Annotated in this window: 16 protein-coding genes; 10 read left to right on the top strand and 6 right to left on the bottom strand. The window is 64.6% G+C overall.

The window, feature by feature from the left end; translation table 11 throughout:
* Positions 1 to 113: 113 nt before the first annotated feature.
* A complete protein-coding gene (gene rlmN / locus NX862_RS00275) occupies positions 114 to 1295 on the top strand; it encodes a dual-specificity RNA methyltransferase RlmN (protein WP_264491871.1) in 1182 nt (393 codons plus the stop codon).
* Positions 1296 to 1386: 91 nt separating this feature from the next.
* Here rlmN and NX862_RS00270 read toward each other — a convergent pair whose 3' ends face one another.
* On the bottom strand, positions 1387 to 3198 hold the full coding sequence (locus tag NX862_RS00270; protein ID WP_264491870.1) for a beta-N-acetylhexosaminidase: 1812 nt from the start codon (positions 3196 to 3198) through the stop codon (positions 1387 to 1389).
* Positions 3199 to 3287: 89 nt separating this feature from the next.
* The gene (locus tag NX862_RS00265; protein ID WP_264491869.1) at positions 3288 to 4043 is read right to left on the bottom strand and encodes a GntR family transcriptional regulator; all 756 of its coding nucleotides are present in this window, start codon (positions 4041 to 4043) and stop codon (positions 3288 to 3290) included.
* A 204-nt stretch (positions 4044 to 4247) separates the two neighbouring features.
* Here NX862_RS00265 and NX862_RS00260 point away from each other — a divergent pair, with 204 nt between their 5' ends.
* The 9 genes from NX862_RS00260 to NX862_RS00220 all read left to right on the top strand — a co-directional run bounded on the left by NX862_RS00260 (position 4248) and on the right by NX862_RS00220 (position 12981).
* Positions 4248 to 5186, top strand: a complete 939-nt coding sequence (locus NX862_RS00260; RefSeq protein WP_264491868.1) for a carbohydrate ABC transporter permease — start codon at positions 4248 to 4250, stop codon at positions 5184 to 5186.
* Positions 5186 to 6028, top strand: a complete 843-nt coding sequence (locus tag NX862_RS00255; RefSeq protein ID WP_264491867.1) for a carbohydrate ABC transporter permease — start codon at positions 5186 to 5188, stop codon at positions 6026 to 6028. Before NX862_RS00260 ends, NX862_RS00255 begins: the two co-directional genes overlap by 1 nt.
* Positions 6029 to 6066: 38 nt before the next feature.
* A complete protein-coding gene (locus NX862_RS00250; protein ID WP_264491866.1) occupies positions 6067 to 7296 on the top strand; it encodes an ABC transporter substrate-binding protein in 1230 nt (409 codons plus the stop codon).
* A gap of 63 nt (positions 7297 to 7359) precedes the next feature.
* On the top strand, positions 7360 to 8454 hold the full coding sequence (locus tag NX862_RS00245; RefSeq protein ID WP_264491865.1) for an ABC transporter ATP-binding protein: 1095 nt from the start codon (positions 7360 to 7362) through the stop codon (positions 8452 to 8454).
* Between the two features lie 10 nt (positions 8455 to 8464).
* Positions 8465 to 9607: a Gfo/Idh/MocA family protein gene (locus NX862_RS00240; protein WP_264491864.1), complete on the top strand. Its 1143-nt coding sequence runs from the start codon at positions 8465 to 8467 to the stop codon at positions 9605 to 9607.
* Positions 9604 to 10572 carry an SIS domain-containing protein gene (locus tag NX862_RS00235; RefSeq protein WP_264491863.1) on the top strand — a complete coding sequence of 323 codons (969 nt, stop codon included), beginning with the start codon at positions 9604 to 9606 and terminating at the stop codon, positions 10570 to 10572. Before NX862_RS00240 ends, NX862_RS00235 begins: the two co-directional genes overlap by 4 nt.
* Complete coding sequence (locus tag NX862_RS00230; RefSeq protein ID WP_264491862.1) at positions 10569 to 11468, top strand: ROK family protein; 900 nt, start codon at positions 10569 to 10571, stop codon at positions 11466 to 11468. Before NX862_RS00235 ends, NX862_RS00230 begins: the two co-directional genes overlap by 4 nt.
* Complete coding sequence (locus NX862_RS00225) at positions 11468 to 12541, top strand: N-acetylglucosamine-6-phosphate deacetylase (RefSeq protein WP_264491861.1); 1074 nt, start codon at positions 11468 to 11470, stop codon at positions 12539 to 12541. The genes NX862_RS00230 and NX862_RS00225 overlap by 1 nt, the downstream gene beginning before the upstream one ends.
* The gene (locus tag NX862_RS00220) at positions 12538 to 12981 is read left to right on the top strand and encodes a MaoC family dehydratase (RefSeq protein ID WP_264491860.1); all 444 of its coding nucleotides are present in this window, start codon (positions 12538 to 12540) and stop codon (positions 12979 to 12981) included. Before NX862_RS00225 ends, NX862_RS00220 begins: the two co-directional genes overlap by 4 nt.
* On the opposite strand, the gene NX862_RS00215 is transcribed toward NX862_RS00220, so the two are convergent.
* The 4 genes from NX862_RS00215 to galU form a co-directional block, all read right to left on the bottom strand.
* Positions 12966 to 14663 carry a DUF5927 domain-containing protein gene (locus NX862_RS00215; protein ID WP_264491859.1) on the bottom strand — a complete coding sequence of 566 codons (1698 nt, stop codon included), beginning with the start codon at positions 14661 to 14663 and terminating at the stop codon, positions 12966 to 12968. The genes NX862_RS00220 and NX862_RS00215 overlap by 16 nt on opposite strands.
* Entirely contained in the window at positions 14660 to 15670 is a 1011-nt protein-coding gene (locus tag NX862_RS00210) for a glycosyltransferase family 2 protein (protein WP_264491858.1), read from the bottom strand. Before NX862_RS00210 ends, NX862_RS00215 begins: the two co-directional genes overlap by 4 nt.
* 177 nt (positions 15671 to 15847) lie before the next feature.
* Entirely contained in the window at positions 15848 to 16840 is a 993-nt protein-coding gene (locus tag NX862_RS00205; RefSeq protein WP_264491857.1) for a glycosyltransferase family 2 protein, read from the bottom strand.
* 2 nt (positions 16841 to 16842) lie between these two features.
* Positions 16843 to 17754, bottom strand: coding sequence for a UTP--glucose-1-phosphate uridylyltransferase GalU (galU, locus tag NX862_RS00200; protein ID WP_264491856.1), 912 nt, complete (start codon positions 17752 to 17754; stop codon positions 16843 to 16845).
* Between the last annotated feature and the right edge of the window lie 118 nt (positions 17755 to 17872).

The following is a 17872-nucleotide window of genomic DNA, read 5'->3' as shown; positions in this document are numbered from 1 at the left end:
GGCTGGCAAGCCATGTCGGGGGCGGGGGGCAGGCTTTCGCAACGCATGGGTTTCGTTCTTCACCCGAATCGGGTAAGTGGGGCGGCTGAACCCGCATTATCCCGGACATCGCCATGACCGAAGCCGCTGCGCCCATCACGCAGGACGTCCTGACCATCAAGCGCATCCTGCCCGAGACGGGCAAGACCAACATCATCGGCCTGACGCGGGACCAATTGCGCGAGGCGCTGATCGCGGCGGGGACGCCCGAAAAGCAGGTCAAGATGCGCCTGGGCCAGGTCTGGCAATGGGTCTATTACTGGGGCCTGCGCGACTTCATGGCGATGAGCAACCTGGCCCGCGACTACCGCGAGCTTTTGGCAGCGAATTTCGTGATCGAACTGCCCGAGGTGGTGACGCGCCAGGTCTCGAATGACGGCACGCGGAAATACCTGGTCAAGGTCGCCGGCGGCCATGAGGTCGAAGTGGTCTATATCCCCGAAGAGGGGCGCGGGACCTTGTGCATCTCGTCTCAGGTTGGCTGCACGCTGACCTGTTCCTTCTGCCACACCGGCACGCAAAAGCTGGTGCGCAACCTGACGGCTGGCGAAATCGTGGGTCAGGTCATGCTGGCGCGCGACGATCTGGGCGAATGGCCGGTCAAGGGCCAGCCCAAGCCGGAACAGCGGCTTCTGTCCAACATCGTGCTGATGGGCATGGGCGAGCCCCTGTATAACTTCGACAATGTCCGCGACGCGATGCGGGTGGTGATGGATGACGAGGGCATCGCCCTTGGCCGCCGCCGGATCACGCTGTCGACAAGCGGAGTGGTGCCCGAAATTGCCCGCTGCGCGACCGAGATCGGCTGTTTGCTGGCGGTCAGCTTCCATGCCACGACCGACGAGGTGCGGGATGCGCTGGTGCCGGTCAACAAAAAGTGGAACATCGCGACGCTGCTGGACGCGCTGCGCGCCTATCCCGGCCTGTCGAATTCGGAACGCATCACCTTTGAATATGTGATGCTGCAGGGCGTGAACGACACCAAGGAAGACGCGCATCGGCTGGTCAAGCTCTTGGAGGGCATCCCGGCCAAGGTCAACCTGATCCCCTTCAACGAGTGGCCCGGCGCGCCGTATAAAAGGTCAAGCGGCAACCGCATCCATGCCTTTGCCGATATCATCCACAACGCGGGCTATGCCTCGCCCATCCGCACACCGCGGGGCGAGGATATCATGGCGGCCTGTGGCCAGCTGAAATCCGCCACCGAAAGGGCGCGGAAAAGCAAGGCCGAGATCGCGCGTGAGGCGGGGCTTTAAGGTCCGGGCTACGCAGCGCCACAAGAGCGCGCTTGCAGGATCGGGAAGTCTGTCGCCACAGCGTAGCCCGGGGTACACCCCGGGTTTAACCCTACGCCCCCCGGTGCCGTTGCCAGCCGATCCGATCCAACAGCGGCGCATAGGCCTGCGCCAAGGCGCGCAGCTTGGGGCCGTCGACGCTGTCCGCCCGGTCCCAGGCCTTGTTGGCCAGGCCAAGGATGCGGGGGGCCACCATCGGCTCCATCTGCGCGTCCTCGGTCGTGAATTCGCCCCAGAAGCAGCCCTCGACGCCCACGACCCTGTCCGCGATATCGGGGGCAGAGTCGGGGACGGGTTTCCAGTTCACGACTTGCTCTAGCGGCGTGATCCCGGCCCAGGTCGCGCCCCAATCCTGCGCATCGGCACTGTGGGCGATGTCGAAATAGGTGTTCTGCGCCGGGCACATCACGACCTGATGGCCCTTGCGCGCGGCATGGACGCCCTCGCCCTGCCCGGTCCAGGAAAAGATCAGCGCGTCATGGCCGATGCCGCCTTGATTGCCGCGCGTGGCCTCCTCCCAGGCGGCCGAGCGAAAGCCGTGGTCGGCCAGAAACCCCGCCATCCGCGCCATGGTCCAGCCCTGCACATCCAGATGGGTCGCAAGCCCCTCGCGCGCTTTCAGCGCCGTCACCTCGGGCGAGCCCGCCCAGGCGTCGGGCGGCAGTTCATCGCCGCCCAGGTGGATCATCGCCATGGGGAACAGCCGCGCGACCTCTAGCGCCAGGGGCTCCAGGAAGGCCCAGGTCTCGGGCAGGGCGGGGTTCACGATATTGTCACGGTAGCCCTGGATCGAGACCTCGGCCCGGTTGTCACCACGGTCTTGCAGGCCGGGATGGGCGAGGTTCAGGCAAAAGCTGTGGGCCGGAACCTCGATTTCCGGCAGAACCTGGATATGCAGCGCCGCCGCATGATCCAGAATCCGCGCCACATCAGCCCGGGAATAGCTGCCGCCCGAGGAAATGCCGCCGCCAAAGACCGAGGGCACCGCATGACCTTCACCGCGCAGGGCGGTCTTTTGCCAGATCTCGGGCGTGGCTTGGGTCTCCAGCCGAAAGGCCTCATCATCCGAGAAATGCCAGTGAAAGCGGTTCAGCTTCATCAGCGCCATCAGGTCCAGCAGTTTCAGGATCGTCTCGACGCCAAAGAAATGCCGTGCGCAATCAAGATGTTGGCCGCGATAGCCAAAGCGCGGGCCGTCCGTGATGCGGCCATGGGGCAGGCTTCCATGCGTCTCGCGCAGGGTCAAAAGCGTGATGGCGGCGTGAAAGACCGCCGCGTCAGTGCCGGCTTGCAGGGTGATATCCTCGCCCAGGGTCAGGATATGGTCGTCCCCCAACGCAGGGTCCAGCGTCACCGTGACCTGAGGACCCGCGCCCAGGAATGGCGCAAGACCCCGGCGGCGGGCCAGGGCATCCACGGCGGCAAAGGCGGGATGGGCGCAGGTCAGGGCGGCAAAAGGGGTCACAGCGCCCGAGGGGGTCCAGCTTTGCGGTTGCGGGATCAGCCGCAGACCGGGAAAGTCGGGGACCGCGGCGGCCTCGGCCTGACGCACGCCTTGCTCCAACGGCGGCAGGGGGACCGGGCCCGCGGACGTCCGCAGATAGGCGCCCAAGGGCAGCCAGGCGCGGTTGCGGGGGATGAAATCGGGATTCTCATGGGCCAGGATCAGGGCATGGGGCTGACCCTGCACCAGGTCGGGCAAGGCGACCTCCAGATATCCCGCGACCTGACGGGTCAGCACCCCGCCCGACACGACGACCCCCGGCGCCATGATCGAGGTGCAAAAGGTCGGCGCCTTGATCGCCCGGTCGGCGGTGACCGTGCAGGCGATATGGGGGCCTTGGATTTCGGCAGTAAAGTGCATGACGGTCCTTGAAGGGTGCAGGGCTCTGTCTCCGCTTGCGTAGCCCGGGGCATGCCCCGGGTCTTGTGGGCGGGTCTGGCGGTCGGGTCTTAGGCGTTGGGCTCTTGGCGCAGTTCGGCCACGAAGTCATAGATGTCGGACCGGTAAAGCCCGCGGGTGAATTCGATCGGCCGCCCCGAGGGCAAATAGGCGGTGCGGTCGACGCGCAGGACCGCCGTGCCCTCGGACAGGTTCAGCATCCGCGCCTCTTCGGCGCCGATGTTGACCGCGTTGATGCGCTGCACGGCACGCGTCGGCGCGGTGCCAGAGGCGCGCAGGACGTCATACAAAGAGGTCTCGACCGCCGCGGGATCGGGCAGGATATCCAAGGGCAGCGAGGAATATTCCAGCGCAATCGCCACCCCATCAGCCGAGCGGATGCGTTCGACCCGCGCGACCCGCGTGGCGCCCGCAAGACCCAGCGCCACCTGTTCATGCGGATTGGGCAGGAAAATCCCCCGCGACAGGATGCGCGACGACGAGGTCATCCCCCGCGCCCGCATATACTCGGAAAACGACAACAGCGCGGAAAGCGACTGTTCCATCTTGGGCGGCTGGGGGCGCACAAAGGTGCCGGCGCCGCGGCGCTGCTCCAGCAGGCCATCCGTCACCAGCTGCGCCACGGCCTGCCGCACGGTGACGCGAGAGACCTCGGCCAAATCGCCAAGGTCACGTTCGGGCGGAAGCTGGGTCCCGGGCTCCAGCGCGCCCGACCGGATCAGCCCCGCAATATGGGCCGAAAGCTGCATATACCGCGGGCCGCGGTCGGCGCGATACCAGGCATCAAGGGCAAACGGCGCGTCCATATTGGTATTACTTTCGCGGATGGAAACCAGACCACTTTCCGCAATTGACCCCCTCTGATGCCAAAAAACAAGCGGAAAAACAGGGTGATGTGAAATTTCTGCCGGATTGGTATTAAATAGGTAGCATAGTGATGAATGTTTGGTAACATGATCCTAACGACAGATTCGGGGCATCGACCCCGGACAGCAACAGAGAGGATACAGATGTCCGACGCAGCCTCGCTTGCGCCCGCCCCATCTGCGCCAAAGGTCTTGCGCCGCAAGGGCCTGTCCGAGGCCTGGTTCGCCTGGGCCCTGATCGCCCCCGCGCTTTTGTTCATCGGCGTCATCGTCGCCTGGCCCCTGCTGGAAACGATCCGGCTTTCGTTCACCAATGCCTCGATGGGCGGTGAGGACTATGTGGGGCTGGTGAACTACGAAAAGATGCTCGCCTCGTCGAAATTCTATGAGGTCGTGGGGCGGACCTTTTTCTGGATGTTCCTGTCGGTCGGGCTGAAGATGATCCTGGGGCTTGCCGGGGCGACGCTGTTGAACGCGGCGGTGCCGGGGCGGGGGCTGTTTCGCATGATGGTCATGCCGCCTTGGGTGATCCCGATTGCGATTGGCTGCTTTGGCTGGCTGTGGCTGTATAACGGCCAGTTCGGGTTTCTGTCGGGCATGGGGCAAAGGATTGGCATCCTCGATGGGCCGTTTGAGTTCCTCGCCTACAAGACCTCGGGGTTTTACTCCGCCGTGGTCACGGATGTCTGGGTCGGCACGCCGATGGTGTCGCTGTTCTTCCTGGCCGCCATGCAGGGCGTGAACAAGGACCTGTATGAGGCGGCTTGGGTCGATGGCGCCTCGCGCTGGTATCGGTTCCGCCGCATCACCGTGCCGCAGATCATGCCGACCATTGTGTCGATGGCCCTTTTGTCCGCGATCTGGACCTTCAACAGCTTCGACATCATCTACATCCTGACCCAGGGCGGTCCGCGCGGCGGCACCACGACGCTGATCATCGACACCTATAAAACCGCCATCGGCAATTTCAAATTCGGCGAGGGCGCCACCCGCGCCGTGGCCATCGTGGTGATCCTGGGGATCTTCTCGCTGGCCTATATGGCGATCCTGAACCGCGTCAAACGCCACTACGGGGTGAAATGATGATCGACCGTTATTCGCTTTGGCAAAAGATCGGCATCTATGCGGCGATGTTCGTCTTTCTGTCCTTTGTCCTGCTGCCCTTCCTGGAGATGTTCCGCACCTCTCTGAACCCGATGAGCCACCTGTTTTCGACCCCTTATGAGCTGTGGAACAGCGAGATGTCCTTTCAGGCCTACCGTGACATGTGGGTGAAGGTGCCGCTTCTGGGCCGCTATATCTGGAACTCGATCTACATTGCCTCGATGGTGACGGGGATTGCGATGATCCTGGTGACGCCCGCCGCCTATGCCTATGCGCGGCTGGACTTCCCCTTGAAAGAGCTGTCGATCGGCGCCTTTCTGGCGGTCAACATGTTCACCGGCGCGGTTCTGCTGATCCCGCTGTATCGCGTGATGATGACGCTGGGGCTGCTTAACACCTATTGGGCGATGATCGTTCCGGGCGTGGCCTTCCAGATCCCCACCGGCATCTGGCTTCTGCGCGGCTATCTGGAGAAGATCCCCAAAGAGCTGGAAGAAGCCGCCTTCGTCGATGGTGCCAGCCGCCTTTATACCCTGCGCCGGGTGGTTCTGCCCCTGGCCGCACCTGGGCTGGTCGTGGTCGGCGTTTCCCTCTTCATCGGGGCCTATGCGCAACAGTTTCTTTTTGCGGCGACCTTCAATCAGGTGGCCGAGCTGCAACCCCTGCCCAACGGGCTGCAGCAATTCATCGGCTATCAGACGGTTGAATGGAATCAGATGATGGCCGCCGCCCTGACGGGGGTGCTGCCGGTGATGGCGGTCTTCCTGTTCTTGCAAAAATACCTCGTCGCGGGGCTGACCCGCGGCGCGGTGAAGGAATGAGCCACCAAGGCTCAGCAGTTCAACAAAGGGAGTCTAGAATGTATTATACCAAAACCCTGGCCGCCTCGGCCGCCCTGCTTTGCGGCACGGTGCTGAGCGCGCAGGCCGAGGACATCACCCTGTCCTTCATCATGTGCGGCGATATCCGCCCGGCCGATCAGGCGACCATCGACAAGTTCCAGGTCGACAATCCCGGCATCAAGGTCGCCATGGAAGCAGTTCCGTGGGGCACCTGCCAGGACAAGTCGATGCAGTTGGCCGCCGCGGGCAACCCGGTCTCGGTCGCCTATATGGGCTCGCGGACGCTGCTCAAGCTGTCGTCCGAAGGCCTGATCGTCCCGGCCGAAATCTCTGATGAGGCCGCCGCCGCCTATCAGCCCGGCGTGCTGAAGACCGTGTCTTCGGGCGGGAAATACTGGGGCTATCCCCATGCGTTTTCCACCAAGGGCCTGTATATCAACTGCGACCTCGTGACCGCGGCCGGACTTGAGTGCAAGGCCCCCGCCACCTGGGCCGACATGATCACCATGGCCAAGGCGATCAAGGAAAAGAACGGCGTCGCGGGCATCGGCATCGCGGGCAAAGACTTTGACAACACGATGCATATGTTCCTTGATTTCCTCTATTCGAACGGCGGCTCCGTTCTGAACGCGGAAACCGGAGAGGTCACGCTGGACAGCCAGCAGACCCGCGAGACGCTGCAGATGTATGCCGACATCCTGCCCTATGGCATCGAGGGCGCGACCGCCTGGGAGCGGGACCAGATGAAGGACCTGTTCAACGACGGCAAGCTGGGCATGTATGTCAACGGGCCCTGGGGCTGGGGACAGCACAAGGACAAGGTGCCGAACCAGATCCTTGCGCCGGTTCCGGCTGGCCCCTCGGGCGCTTCGGGCACGATCCTGATCACCGACAGCATCGCGGTCTTCAAGCAAAAGGACCCGGCGGTCGAGGCGGCGGCGCAAAAGCTGGCTCAGGCCCTGACCTCGGGCGCGGCGCAATATGACCTGGACAAGACCTGGGGCCTGACGCCGATCCTGGACTATACCAAGCTGGATGTCGGCGAGACGCCCTATTACGTCACCGACGCCAACTGGAAGGTCTTTGTCGATGGCATCGCCTCGGGTGGGCCCGAGCCGCTTGTGACCGACTTCAAGTCGCTGCAGGGCGTCTTCACCAACATGATCCAGGGCGTGATGCTGGGCGAAGGCGGCACGGTCGACGAGCTTGTGACCCAAGCCGCAGCCGAATTGGCCGACGTGAAGTAAATCCCCCGGGCAGGGCGCCTCAGTGCCCTGCCCCCCTCTCCCCGACCTATTGCCGAGGATTCCATGGCCACGCTTGACCTTAGTTCCATCACCAAGTCTTTCGGCACCCATGCGGTGCTGGGCGGCATCGACCTTGCCATCCGCGACAAGGAATTCGTGGTCTTCGTCGGCCCCTCGGGCTGCGGCAAGTCCACCCTGTTGCGCATCATCGCGGGGCTGGAGGATGCGACCTCGGGCCGGATCGTGATCGGCGGGAATGACGTCTCGCAGTTGCCCCCGGTCGAACGCGGGATTTCCATGGTGTTTCAAAGCTATGCGCTTTACCCCCATCTGTCGGTCTATGAGAATATCGCCTTCCCCCTGCGCGTCGCCCGCCTGCCAGAGGCCGAAGTGGCCGCCAAGGTTGGCCGCGCCGCGGGCATCCTGCAGCTGACCGAAAAGCTGCAGTTGAAGCCGGGGCAATTGTCAGGCGGTCAGCGTCAGCGCGTCGCCATCGGACGCAGCATCGTGCGCAACCCCAAGGTTTTCCTGTTCGACGAGCCGCTGTCGAACCTTGACGCGGCTTTGCGCGGCGACATGCGGGTGGAGCTTTCTCAACTGCACCGCGACCTGTCGGCCACCATGGTCTATGTCACCCATGACCAGGTCGAGGCGATGACCATGGCCCACCGCATCGTCGTGCTGAACGCCGGACGCGTCGAACAATTCGGCACCCCGATGGAGCTGTATCACCACCCCGCGACCCGCTTTGTCGCCACCTTTATCGGTCAGCCCAACATGAACCTGTTGCCCGCCACCGTGCTGGGCCAGGACGCGGCAGGCCTGACGGTCGAACTGGACGGCGGCGGCACGATGACCCTGCCCGTCGATGGCCAGGCGCAAAAAGGCGACCGCGTCGAAGTGGGCATGCGCCCCGAAAACCTGCACATCGGTCCGGGCCTGACCATGAAGGTCCGCGTGCTGGAACGGCTGGGCGGCGCCTCGATCACCTATGGGATGCTGCCCACCGGACAGCGGCTGTGCGCCGTCCTGCCCGGTGACGCGATGATCCGCGAGGGCGAAGAGCTTTCCGTGGCCATCGCCCCCGCCGACGCCCATGTCTTTGATGCCTCGGGCGCCGTGATGCGGCGTCGCCAGGCCCCTGCCCTTGCCGCCTGAAGGAAGCAAAATGCGCATCGTCACCGCCGGGATCGGTCTTCGGGCCGGCCATGTCCTGTCCACCCTGAAAGAGGCCATGCCCGAGGCCGAGATCGTGGGCTTCTACGACCCCCAGCCGACGCATCTGGAGATGATCGGGACGGACACTCCCCGCTATGACAGCATCGAGGCGATGTTGTCGGACGCGAAGCCCGACCTTTACTGCGTCTTTTCGCCGAACCTTTTTCACCTGGACCAGATCCGCCTGGGGCTTGAGGCCGGGGTGCAGATCTTCACCGAAAAGCCGGTGGTCGTGTCGATCGAGGAAACCCTTGAACTGGCACGGCTTTTGTCGATCCATGGCGGGGAAAGCCGCGCCATGGTGGGGCTGGTGCTGCGGTATTCTCAGCATATGGTCGACCTGCGGGCGGCCCTGGGGTCGGGGCAACTGGGCCAGGTCGTGTCGTTGGAGGCCAACGAGCATATCCCGCCCTATCACGGCGCCTTTTTCATGCGGGACTGGCGGCGGAACACCGGTCTGACCGGCGGCTTCATGCTGGAGAAATGCTGCCACGACATCGACATCTATAACATGGTGACGGGCTCACGCCCCCGCCGCGTCGCCAGTTTCGGCGGGCGGAAGTCGTTCCTGCCCGCGAACGCGCCCGCGTCAAACGCCGAGGCCGAGATTTTCCACGTCAAGAAGTCGGTCTGGAATTCGGTTCCGGACCCGTTCCATTCGGATGGCGACATCATCGACTATCAGACCGCGATCCTGGAGTATGAAAGCGGCGCAAGCCTTGCCTTTCACACCAACCTGAACGCCCCCGACGACCAAAGGCGCTTTGCCGTCTTTGGCACGCATGGCATGGCTGAGGGCGATTTTGTGCGGGGATATCTGAAGGTTACGGCGCGGGACGGACGGCGGCTGGCCGATTACGATTACACGGCGGGCGCGGCGGCCAAGGGCGCGCATTACGGCGCCGACGAGATGATGTGCCAGGACATCGCCACCTATCTGCGCGGGGAAAGCAAGGGCCTCCCGGTGTCGATCCTGGACGCGATGGAGGCGGGGATCGCCGCCATCGCGCTGGATCAGGCGCGGGTGACGGGTCAGATCGTCGACCTGACCGAGGTCTGGGCGAAACTGGACAGCTATGGGTTGCGCAAATGACCCCCGGCGCACATATGCGGGCCGAACTGGCCGAGGCGGCGGGCGTCTTTGCCGCGACCGTCGCGATGGAACTGGCGCCCATGCCCCCGCCCAAGGCGATTTACACCATCGCCCGCGGCTCGTCCGATGCGGCGGCCAATATCCTGTCTTATGAATTCATGCGCGAACTGGGCGTGCCGATGACCTCGCTGCCGCCCTCGGTCTTTTCGGTGGGGCGCGGGGTGGACATGACCGGAGCGCTGGCCTTGGTCGTCAGCCAATCCGGCGCCTCGAATGACCTGGTGCTGTCGGCCAAGGGCGCAAGGGCACGCGGGGCCGAGGTCATCGGGCTGATCAATGCGGCGCATAGCCCGGTGGCGGATCATGCGGGGCTGATCCTGCCCATCGGCGCGGGTCCGGAACTGGCCGTGCCTGCGACCAAGTCGGTCGTTGGCGCGATTGCGGCGGGGATGGCCCTGCTGGGCGCCATGGTGCCCGCCTATCGCGCAAGGGCCGTGGCGCCCTGGGCCCAAGGCGCCCTGCCCCAGACCAAGGCGCTGCTGTCGGCGCTGCTGCGTGCGCGGCATGTCTATGTGATCGGCCGCGACACGGGATATGGCGCGGCGCAGGAACTGGCGCTGAAGCTGAAAGAGACAAGCGCGATCCATGCCGAGGCCTATTCCTCGTCCGAGGTGCTGCATGGCCCGCTGCAACTGGCGACCAATCCGCTGTTGGTGGTGATACTCGACACCGAACAACCCGACGTCCAAGCCAGCCTTGATACCGCCGAGGCGCGGTTTGCGGCTGCGGGCGGCACGGTCTTTCGGCTGCGGCCCTCGGATATCGGCGCCCGCGACCTGACGCCGGCGGCTGCGGCGGCGCTGCTGTTGTGCCTGACCTATCCCTTGGTGCTAGAGACCGCTTTGGCGCTGGGGCATGACCCGGACCGGCCCGAGACCCTGTCGAAAGTGACCCAGACGATATGATCATTGCAGCTGGCATCGACCTGGGCGGGACCAAGATCGAAGCGCAGGTCTTCGATGCGACCTGGGCCAAGGTCGACACCCGCCGCGTGCCGACGCCCAAGGATTACAACGCCTTGGTGGCCGAGATGGCCGCAGCCGTCGCCTGGGCCGAAGGCTTTGCGCCCGGTCTGCCGGTGGGGATCGCGGCGGCGGGGCTGGTGAACCCCTTGACCGGGCTGGCCCTGACCGCCAACCTGCCCGCCACCGGTCGCCCCTTTCCGGCCGACATCGCCACGGCCGCCGGGCGCGGCGTGGTCTATATCAACGACTGCCGCGCCCAAGCCCTGTCCGAGGCGCAATTCGGCGCCGCCCGCGGGTTCAAGACCGCGCTGGCCTTGAACCTTGGCACCGGGCTGGCGGGCGGGATCGTGGTGAACGGGCGGCTGCTGGAAGGCCCCTCCGGCACGGGCGGCGAGTTCGGCCATTTCGCCCTGCCCGCCCATCTGACCCGCGACCTGCCCTTGGTTGCCTGCGGCTGCGGGCGCATGGGCTGCACCGAAACCCTGATCGCGGGGCCGGGCCTGTCGCGCCTCCTGCACCATCGCACGGGGCGGCAGTTGCGCGCCGAAGAGATCGTCGCAGGCCGCGCCGACCCCGATCTGGCGGCGGTCTGGCAGACCTGGCTTGGCCTGACCGCCGAGCTGATCCACACCCTGATCATGGTCGTCGATCCGGGCTGCGTCGTGCTGGCGGGCGGGCTTTCGCGCGCGCCGGGACTGGTGGGCGACCTGTCAGACGCCTTGACCCGGGTTGCCCTGCCGGGCTATGGCGCCCCTCCGATCCTTTTGGCCGAGGGGGGGGATACCACGGGCGCGCGCGGCGCGGCCTTTGCCGCTTTTGCCCAAGGGAGGGCCTGATGACCCTGCTGCAACCCGACCTGATCTTTGACGGCCAAAGCCTGCGCAAGGGGGTCTTGCGCCTGGAGGGCGACCGCGTGCTGGCCATTCAGGACGGCGCCGGAGAGCGCATCGCAGGGATTTTGTCCCCGGGTTTCATCGACTTGCAGGTCAATGGCGGCGGGGATGTGCTGTTGAACACCTCACCCACCGTCGCGGGGATGCAGGCGATTGCGGCGGCCCATCGGCGCTTTGGCACGGTGGGGATTTTGCCCACCGTGATCACGGATGCGCCCGATGTGCTGGACGCGGTGACGGATGCGGCCCTGGCGGCGCGGGGGCTGCCGGGCATCCTGGGCCTGCATATCGAGGGGCCGCATATCTCGGTTCCCAGGCGCGGGACACATAAGGCCGCCTTCGTGCGGCCCTTCGACGACCGCACGCTGACGGCGGTGCGGCGCCTGCGGGCGGGGGGCGTGCGCGTCATGCTGACGCTGGCGCCCGAGGCCGCGACACCGGCGCAGGTGGCCGAACTGGCGGCCCTGGGCGTCGTGATCTCGATCGGCCATTCCGATGCGACGGGGGCCGAGGTGCGCGGGCTTCTGGCGGCAGGCGCAAGCTGTTTCACCCATCTTTTCAACGCCATGTCGCCCATGGTCAACCGGGCCGAGGGCGTGACCGGGGCCTGCATCAACTCTCATGCCTTTGCCGGGATCATCTGCGACGGCGTTCATGTCGCCGACGAGATGGTGGGCCTGGCGATCCGCGCCCGCCCCCTGCCCGACACGACCTTTCTGGTGTCGGACGCCATGCCGACGGTCGGCGGATCGGACCGGTTCACGCTTTATGGCCGCGAAATCCATGTCGAAAACGGGCGGCTGGTCAATGCCGAGGGCTCACTCGCCGGGGCCCATGTCACCATGGCAGAAAGCGTCAAGCGGCTGATCGACAAGGTCGGCCTTGCCCCCGAGGCCGCCTTGCGCATGGCCACCACGATCCCCGCCCGCGTCATGGGCCTGCCCACGGGGATCGTCGGCCAAAGCGCCGCGGACCTTGTGATCCTGGACCAGGATTGGCAGGTTCGCGCGCTGTGAGAGAGCTGGAACCCGGCCTTTACAACCTGTCAGACCTCGCCCCCGGCGACCAATTCCAGACCGACAGCGTCCGGGTCACGGCCCAGATGATCCGCGACTTTGCCGCCCTGACCGGCGATGCCACCGGCCTGCATCTGTGCGAGGCGGCGGCGCAAAAGGCGGGCTTTGCCGGGCGCGTGGCGCATGGGCTGTTGGTTCTGTCGCTGATCGAGGGGCTGAAGACCCGCGCCCCCGTGCAACTGTCCACCGAAATCGCGCTGGGATGGGATGTCACCTTCCGCGCCCCGGTTCTGGTCGACGAGACCCTGTCGGCCCGTCTGCGGGTCGAGGCGCTGCGGCGCACCGGCGACAAGGCCATGATCACGCTGGTCATCGAGGGCTGGACCGACACCCAGGTCCTGACGGCCAAGGCGCGCTATTTCGGTCACTTCACCAGATAGGGCCGCCCGCGACGATTGGCGGCGGGGGTCGGGTCCTCTCCGGTCGGGAAATCGCCCATCATCACCGGTTGCATCCCCTGATTGCGCAGGTTTTGCAGGAACTGGCCAAAGCCTTTCAGATCGGCCAAGCGCGGCGCCTCGGTCAGGCGGCGCTGGCTGCGGGGGCTGATCTCGTCGATGATGCTTTGCAGCGGCTCCATCGGGTTTTCGACGAATTCGGCCAGGGTCCAGATGCGGATGCGCGCCTTGGCGAAATGGCTGCGCAGGATCGACACATGGTCGGTCTCAAGCTTTTGCAGCCGCGCGGCCTCGCGCCTTATGTCACTGAAATTGTTGTTGGAATGGAACAATGGCACGGCCCAGGCCCCGGTGATCACCGAAATCTGCGCATTGGGATCACAGGCGACGAACCAGCTGATGTCCTGGTTGTCGCCGGGGCCGAACTGGAAACACTGACGCTCTCCGCGGGTGTTCCAGATCAGGTTGGACAGGAAATTCTTGGGCGCATAGTCGCGCAGGGCGGCGCTGTCGGACAGGGCGCCGGAAAACACCGTCTCTCCGCCGCCGAATTGCACCGTGCCGGGGGCAAAAAGGTGGCCATGGGCGCGGGTGCCTGCGACCTTGCCCAACCAGACCTCGAAATTCTCGAAGACCTCGGCAAAGCCCTCAAAGACGGAATAGGGCGCGGCGGTGCGCCCATTCTCCCAGTTTTCATTGGGATAGCGGCTTTGCATGTAAAGCCCGGCCCGGCCCTTGGTCCGCCGATCGACGGCCTTGGAGAACAGCCGGTCAATCTTGCCGGGATTGGGCTCGGCGCTGGCCTGACCATGGGAATTGGCGCGCAGGAACGTGTCATACAGCTTGTCCGCCTGAGGCCAGATCTTGCGGGCGACAAAGCAATCCGACCGCCGCAAAAGCTGCAGATGGTCGTCGTAAAAGATATGCGGCTTGCCCTGATAGTCGAACTTGGCCAGCGTCAGCGACCGGCTTTCCACCTGGGTCGAGAACTTGCGCACCATGGTCTGAAAATAGCTTTCATCCGGAATCCAGACCCGGCGGAAATAGCGGTCCAAGGCCACACGGTCGGGGTTTTCCAGAATGGCCGACAGGGTTTGCCGCGTCAGGCACCACCACTGGCTGCCCAGATGCGGTGCGATGCCCTCGGGGATGGGGCGGCGAAAGCCCGCGCGGCGCTGCAGGCTGACGTAGAAGTCAAAGGCCTTGCGCTGGCTGCGCCAGGAAAACGGAAAGCGCAGGGTAAAGCGTTCCAGATTCAGCCCGCCGACGGTCCAGCCGACATCGGTCGTCGTCACGCTTTCGATGAAATCGGTGCGCGGACGACTGTCCAGATAGGCGCGCAGATCCTCGACCGGGCGCAGCGGCAGGCACGACCCCGAGGCGAGGTAGACATGGCGCACCGCGGCAAAGCTGCGCAGCATCAGGGCGCTGGCCTCTTGCGTGGCGGCGACGATCCCCCAAGTGCCCCATTCGCAGGCAAAACGCGGGGAAAACAGGATGTTGGGCAGATCAGCCAGCGACTGCACCAGCCCATCATAGGCCAGCTTTTCCACCCTGCGGTCGACATGGATCACCACGGGGCAATCGCGTTCGGCCCAATGGCGCGCCACCTCGGCCGCGCGCTCCAGCGCCGTGTGGCACAGCATGACGAAACCGACGCTCATGCCCAGTTCCCCTTGGACATGAGGCCGAGGATCTCCAGCTGGCGCCAGTTGATGTATTTCTCGGAATATTTGCACCACATGTCGGGGTGGCGCGACAGCTTGTCGTGATAGGCCTTATACTCTTTGGAGGCGCCGAAATGCTGGCCCCGCGCCATCTCTTCGGCGGCCTTTTCGGCGAATGTATCCAAGAACTTGGCGTGCAGCAGGCAGCCAGAGGCCTTTTCGCCGCCCCTTTCGTCATAGACCAGGTTCAGACCCCGCGGCAGGATCATATGGGTCGAGGACAGATAGGCATAGGACCGCTGCCAGCGCACCAGGGGCACCTTGTTCAGCGCTGGCGCCATGTCGGGCCGGTCGGCAAAGAACACCCGCGCGCGCGGCCCGCCCTGAATCCACAGGTTCCCCATCGAGGGGTTGCGGTGGATCGTATAGTTCCCGCTGTCGAACCATTGCGCGATCTCGAACGGGTTCTGCCCCTCGCGGTAGGGCTGCGCGGTGATCGAGCCCTTGGGATACATGTCCAGCATCATGGCCGAAAAGCTGCGCACCGCAGAGGCGTCCAGCCAGTCGGTCAGCGCGCGCAAGGGCCGCGTTTCGCAAAAGGGATAGACGAAGAATTCGTCCACATCGACGGTCAGGCACCAATGGTCGTGGCAATGGCGGCGCTGCAGATGGGCCAGCCAATCGACGCCAAACCGCGACCGCTTGTAGCTGCCCTTGGTCGTCCACAGTGAAACATCGGGCTGCGGCGCCAGGTATTCGCGCGACCCATCCGTGCTGTCGTTGTCGACGAAGAAAAAGTGTTCGACCCCCAGATCGCGGTAATAGCGCAGGAAATAGGGCAGCCGGATGCGTTCGTTGCGCAGGGTGCACAGAAGGATGATCGCATCCTTGGCCATGCCCCGCGTGCGGTCAGCCACGACGCGCATTTCCCGCCCCTTGACCCGCGCACGCAGATGCGCGAGGCGGCGGCGATAGCGCAGTTTGATGGCCTCTGTGATCTTCAACCCGCGTCTCCAACGCCGATCCCATGCCGTTTCACAGACCTAGACGCCAAAGCTGAAGGAAGCCTTGACGTTTTGCACCTGTGCCACGCCCCCAGGGAATTTTCCCGACGTATTGTTCACGTTTTGAAGTCAATCACAGGAAAAATCCAGCGTTTCCCGCGCGGTTTGTGACAATTCCTATCGGGACGCCCAAGCGCCGCGCTGGATCAGGCCCAGCGCCTCCAACTGGGTGGGGCCTTCATAGCGCGCGCTGCCCGGATGCCAGAGGTCCCGCCCGGCGATCACCCCGTCGTAATAGTCGCCATAATACTCGGGATGGGTGAAGTGCTCGGCCCGCACTCGCTCTTCGCGGGATTTCTGCACGATTTCGGGCAGGAATTTGGTGTGCAACAGCGCGCCGGTCGGCAGGTCGGCCCGGGCAAAGCCGGCGTTCAACCGGATGGGCAAGGCCAGGTGGGTCGAGGACAGATAGGCATAGCGCCAATGCCAGCGCACCAGCGGCGTCTTGTGCAGATGCGGCGCGCGGGCGGGGTCGTCGGCAAAGAACACCCGCGCCCGGGGGCCGCCGCGAATCGACACATGGGCGTAACGCGCAATGGGCGTGCGAGCGTAGCCCTCGGGGTCGAAAAACGGCAGGACCATAAGTGGATTGGGGTCGGGCGTCTGGGTGCCCAGCGGCCCCTTGGGGTAAAGGTCCAGCATCAGGGCGGAAATCGCCGGGACGGCGCGGGCGTCGGCCCAATCGGTCAGGGCGCGCAACCCGCGGTGATCCTCGGGAAAGGTGAACAGCTCGTCCGCGTCCAGCGTCAGGCACCAATGGCCCGACCCGTGCCGCATCAAAAGCGCGTTGATCCAGTCCATCCCGAATCGGCTGGCCTTGTAGCTGTCCGAGGTCGCCCACAAAGACACATCGGGCTGACCCGCAAGGAATTCCGCGCTGCCGTCAGAGCTGGCATTGTCGACCACCAGAAAGTGGTCCACCCCCAACTTGCGATGATGGTCCAGAAACCACGGCAGGCGGCCCATCTCGTTGCGGATACAGGCGAACCCCAGGATCGCATCCCGGCCGAAGTCGCGCCGCATCACCGGCCGCAGCTGCGCCCGCATCGCCCGCCAAAGCAAACGCCTGCGCAACCAGCGCAGGCGAAACGCTTCGGCCAAAGAGCCCACGTTTACTGGGCCGCCTTCTGCATGGCGACCATGTCGTTCAGATAGGCCGAGAATTCCTCACGCAGGTCGGGGCGCGACAGGCCGAAGGCCACCGTCGCCTGCAGGAACCCGGCCTTCGAGCCGCAGTCATAGCGCTGCCCGCGGAATCGGAAGCCAAAGACCTTGCCGGGGGTCTGACACTCTTCGGCGATGGCGTCGGTCAGCTGGATTTCCCCACCCGCGCCGGCCTTCATCTTGTTCAGGTTGTTCATCACCTGCGGCGTCAGGATATAGCGCCCGATCACGGCCAAGTTCGAGGGCGGATTCTCTTTCGGCTTTTCCACCATGCCCTTGACCTGCACGATCGAGCCCATGTCCTCGGCCACGTCCAGCACACCGTAGGACGAGGTGCGGTCAACCGGCACTTCCATGGCCGCGACCATATTGCCGCCGGTCTGTTCGTAGGCCTCGACCATCTGTTGCAGACAGGGCTTTTCGGCAGCAATCACGTCGTCGGGCAAAAGCACGGCAAAGGGTTCATTCCCGATCAACCGGCGGGCGCACCAGACGGCGTGACCCAGACCCATGGCGCGGTTCTGGCGGACATAGGCGATGGCGCCCGAGTCCATGTTGGTTTCCTTCAACGTCTCCAGCAGCTGGTCCTTGCCCGCGCGACGCAAGGTCGCCTCAAGCTCGGGGGAGTAGTCGAAGTAATCTTCCAGCGCGGATTTGCCCCGCGCGGTGACGAAGATGAATTCCTTGATCCCGGCGGCGCGCGCCTCGTCGATGGCGTATTGGATCAGCGGTCGGTCAACCAGCGTCAGGATCTCTTTCGGGATCGACTTGGTGGCGGGCAGAAAGCGGGTTCCCATCCCGGCGACCGGGAAAATCGCCTTCAGGACCTTTTTGACCTTGCGCGGCGTGTCTTCTGCCATCTGCTCTCTCTTGCCTGTGGGTGCCAGGCGCGGAACTTCCGCGACTCGCCATGGACTCAGGAATCTTTACCCGGTTTTTGTTGCCAATTCGTAGTGCAAACGTTGAAAACAATGTCAA

This window comes from Stagnihabitans lacustris, assembly GCF_025950525.1.
In the GTDB taxonomy this organism is placed as follows: domain Bacteria; phylum Pseudomonadota; class Alphaproteobacteria; order Rhodobacterales; family Rhodobacteraceae; genus Stagnihabitans.
Note: the sequence above shows the minus strand (reverse complement) of the source record. Positions and strands in the feature narration are given on the sequence as shown.

Coding starts and splice junctions, on each gene's coding strand:
- rlmN (WP_264491871.1), top strand. CDS start 114: ATGACCGAAGCCGCTGCGCCCATCACGCAGGACGTCCTGACCATCAAG.
- NX862_RS00270 (WP_264491870.1), bottom strand. CDS start 3,198: ATGCACTTTACTGCCGAAATCCAAGGCCCCCATATCGCCTGCACGGTC.
- NX862_RS00265 (WP_264491869.1), bottom strand. CDS start 4,043: ATGGACGCGCCGTTTGCCCTTGATGCCTGGTATCGCGCCGACCGCGGC.
- NX862_RS00260 (WP_264491868.1), top strand. CDS start 4,248: ATGTCCGACGCAGCCTCGCTTGCGCCCGCCCCATCTGCGCCAAAGGTC.
- NX862_RS00255 (WP_264491867.1), top strand. CDS start 5,186: ATGATCGACCGTTATTCGCTTTGGCAAAAGATCGGCATCTATGCGGCG.
- NX862_RS00250 (WP_264491866.1), top strand. CDS start 6,067: ATGTATTATACCAAAACCCTGGCCGCCTCGGCCGCCCTGCTTTGCGGC.
- NX862_RS00245 (WP_264491865.1), top strand. CDS start 7,360: ATGGCCACGCTTGACCTTAGTTCCATCACCAAGTCTTTCGGCACCCAT.
- NX862_RS00240 (WP_264491864.1), top strand. CDS start 8,465: ATGCGCATCGTCACCGCCGGGATCGGTCTTCGGGCCGGCCATGTCCTG.
- NX862_RS00235 (WP_264491863.1), top strand. CDS start 9,604: ATGACCCCCGGCGCACATATGCGGGCCGAACTGGCCGAGGCGGCGGGC.
- NX862_RS00230 (WP_264491862.1), top strand. CDS start 10,569: ATGATCATTGCAGCTGGCATCGACCTGGGCGGGACCAAGATCGAAGCG.
- NX862_RS00225 (WP_264491861.1), top strand. CDS start 11,468: ATGACCCTGCTGCAACCCGACCTGATCTTTGACGGCCAAAGCCTGCGC.
- NX862_RS00215 (WP_264491859.1), bottom strand. CDS start 14,663: ATGAGCGTCGGTTTCGTCATGCTGTGCCACACGGCGCTGGAGCGCGCG.
- galU (WP_264491856.1), bottom strand. CDS start 17,754: ATGGCAGAAGACACGCCGCGCAAGGTCAAAAAGGTCCTGAAGGCGATT.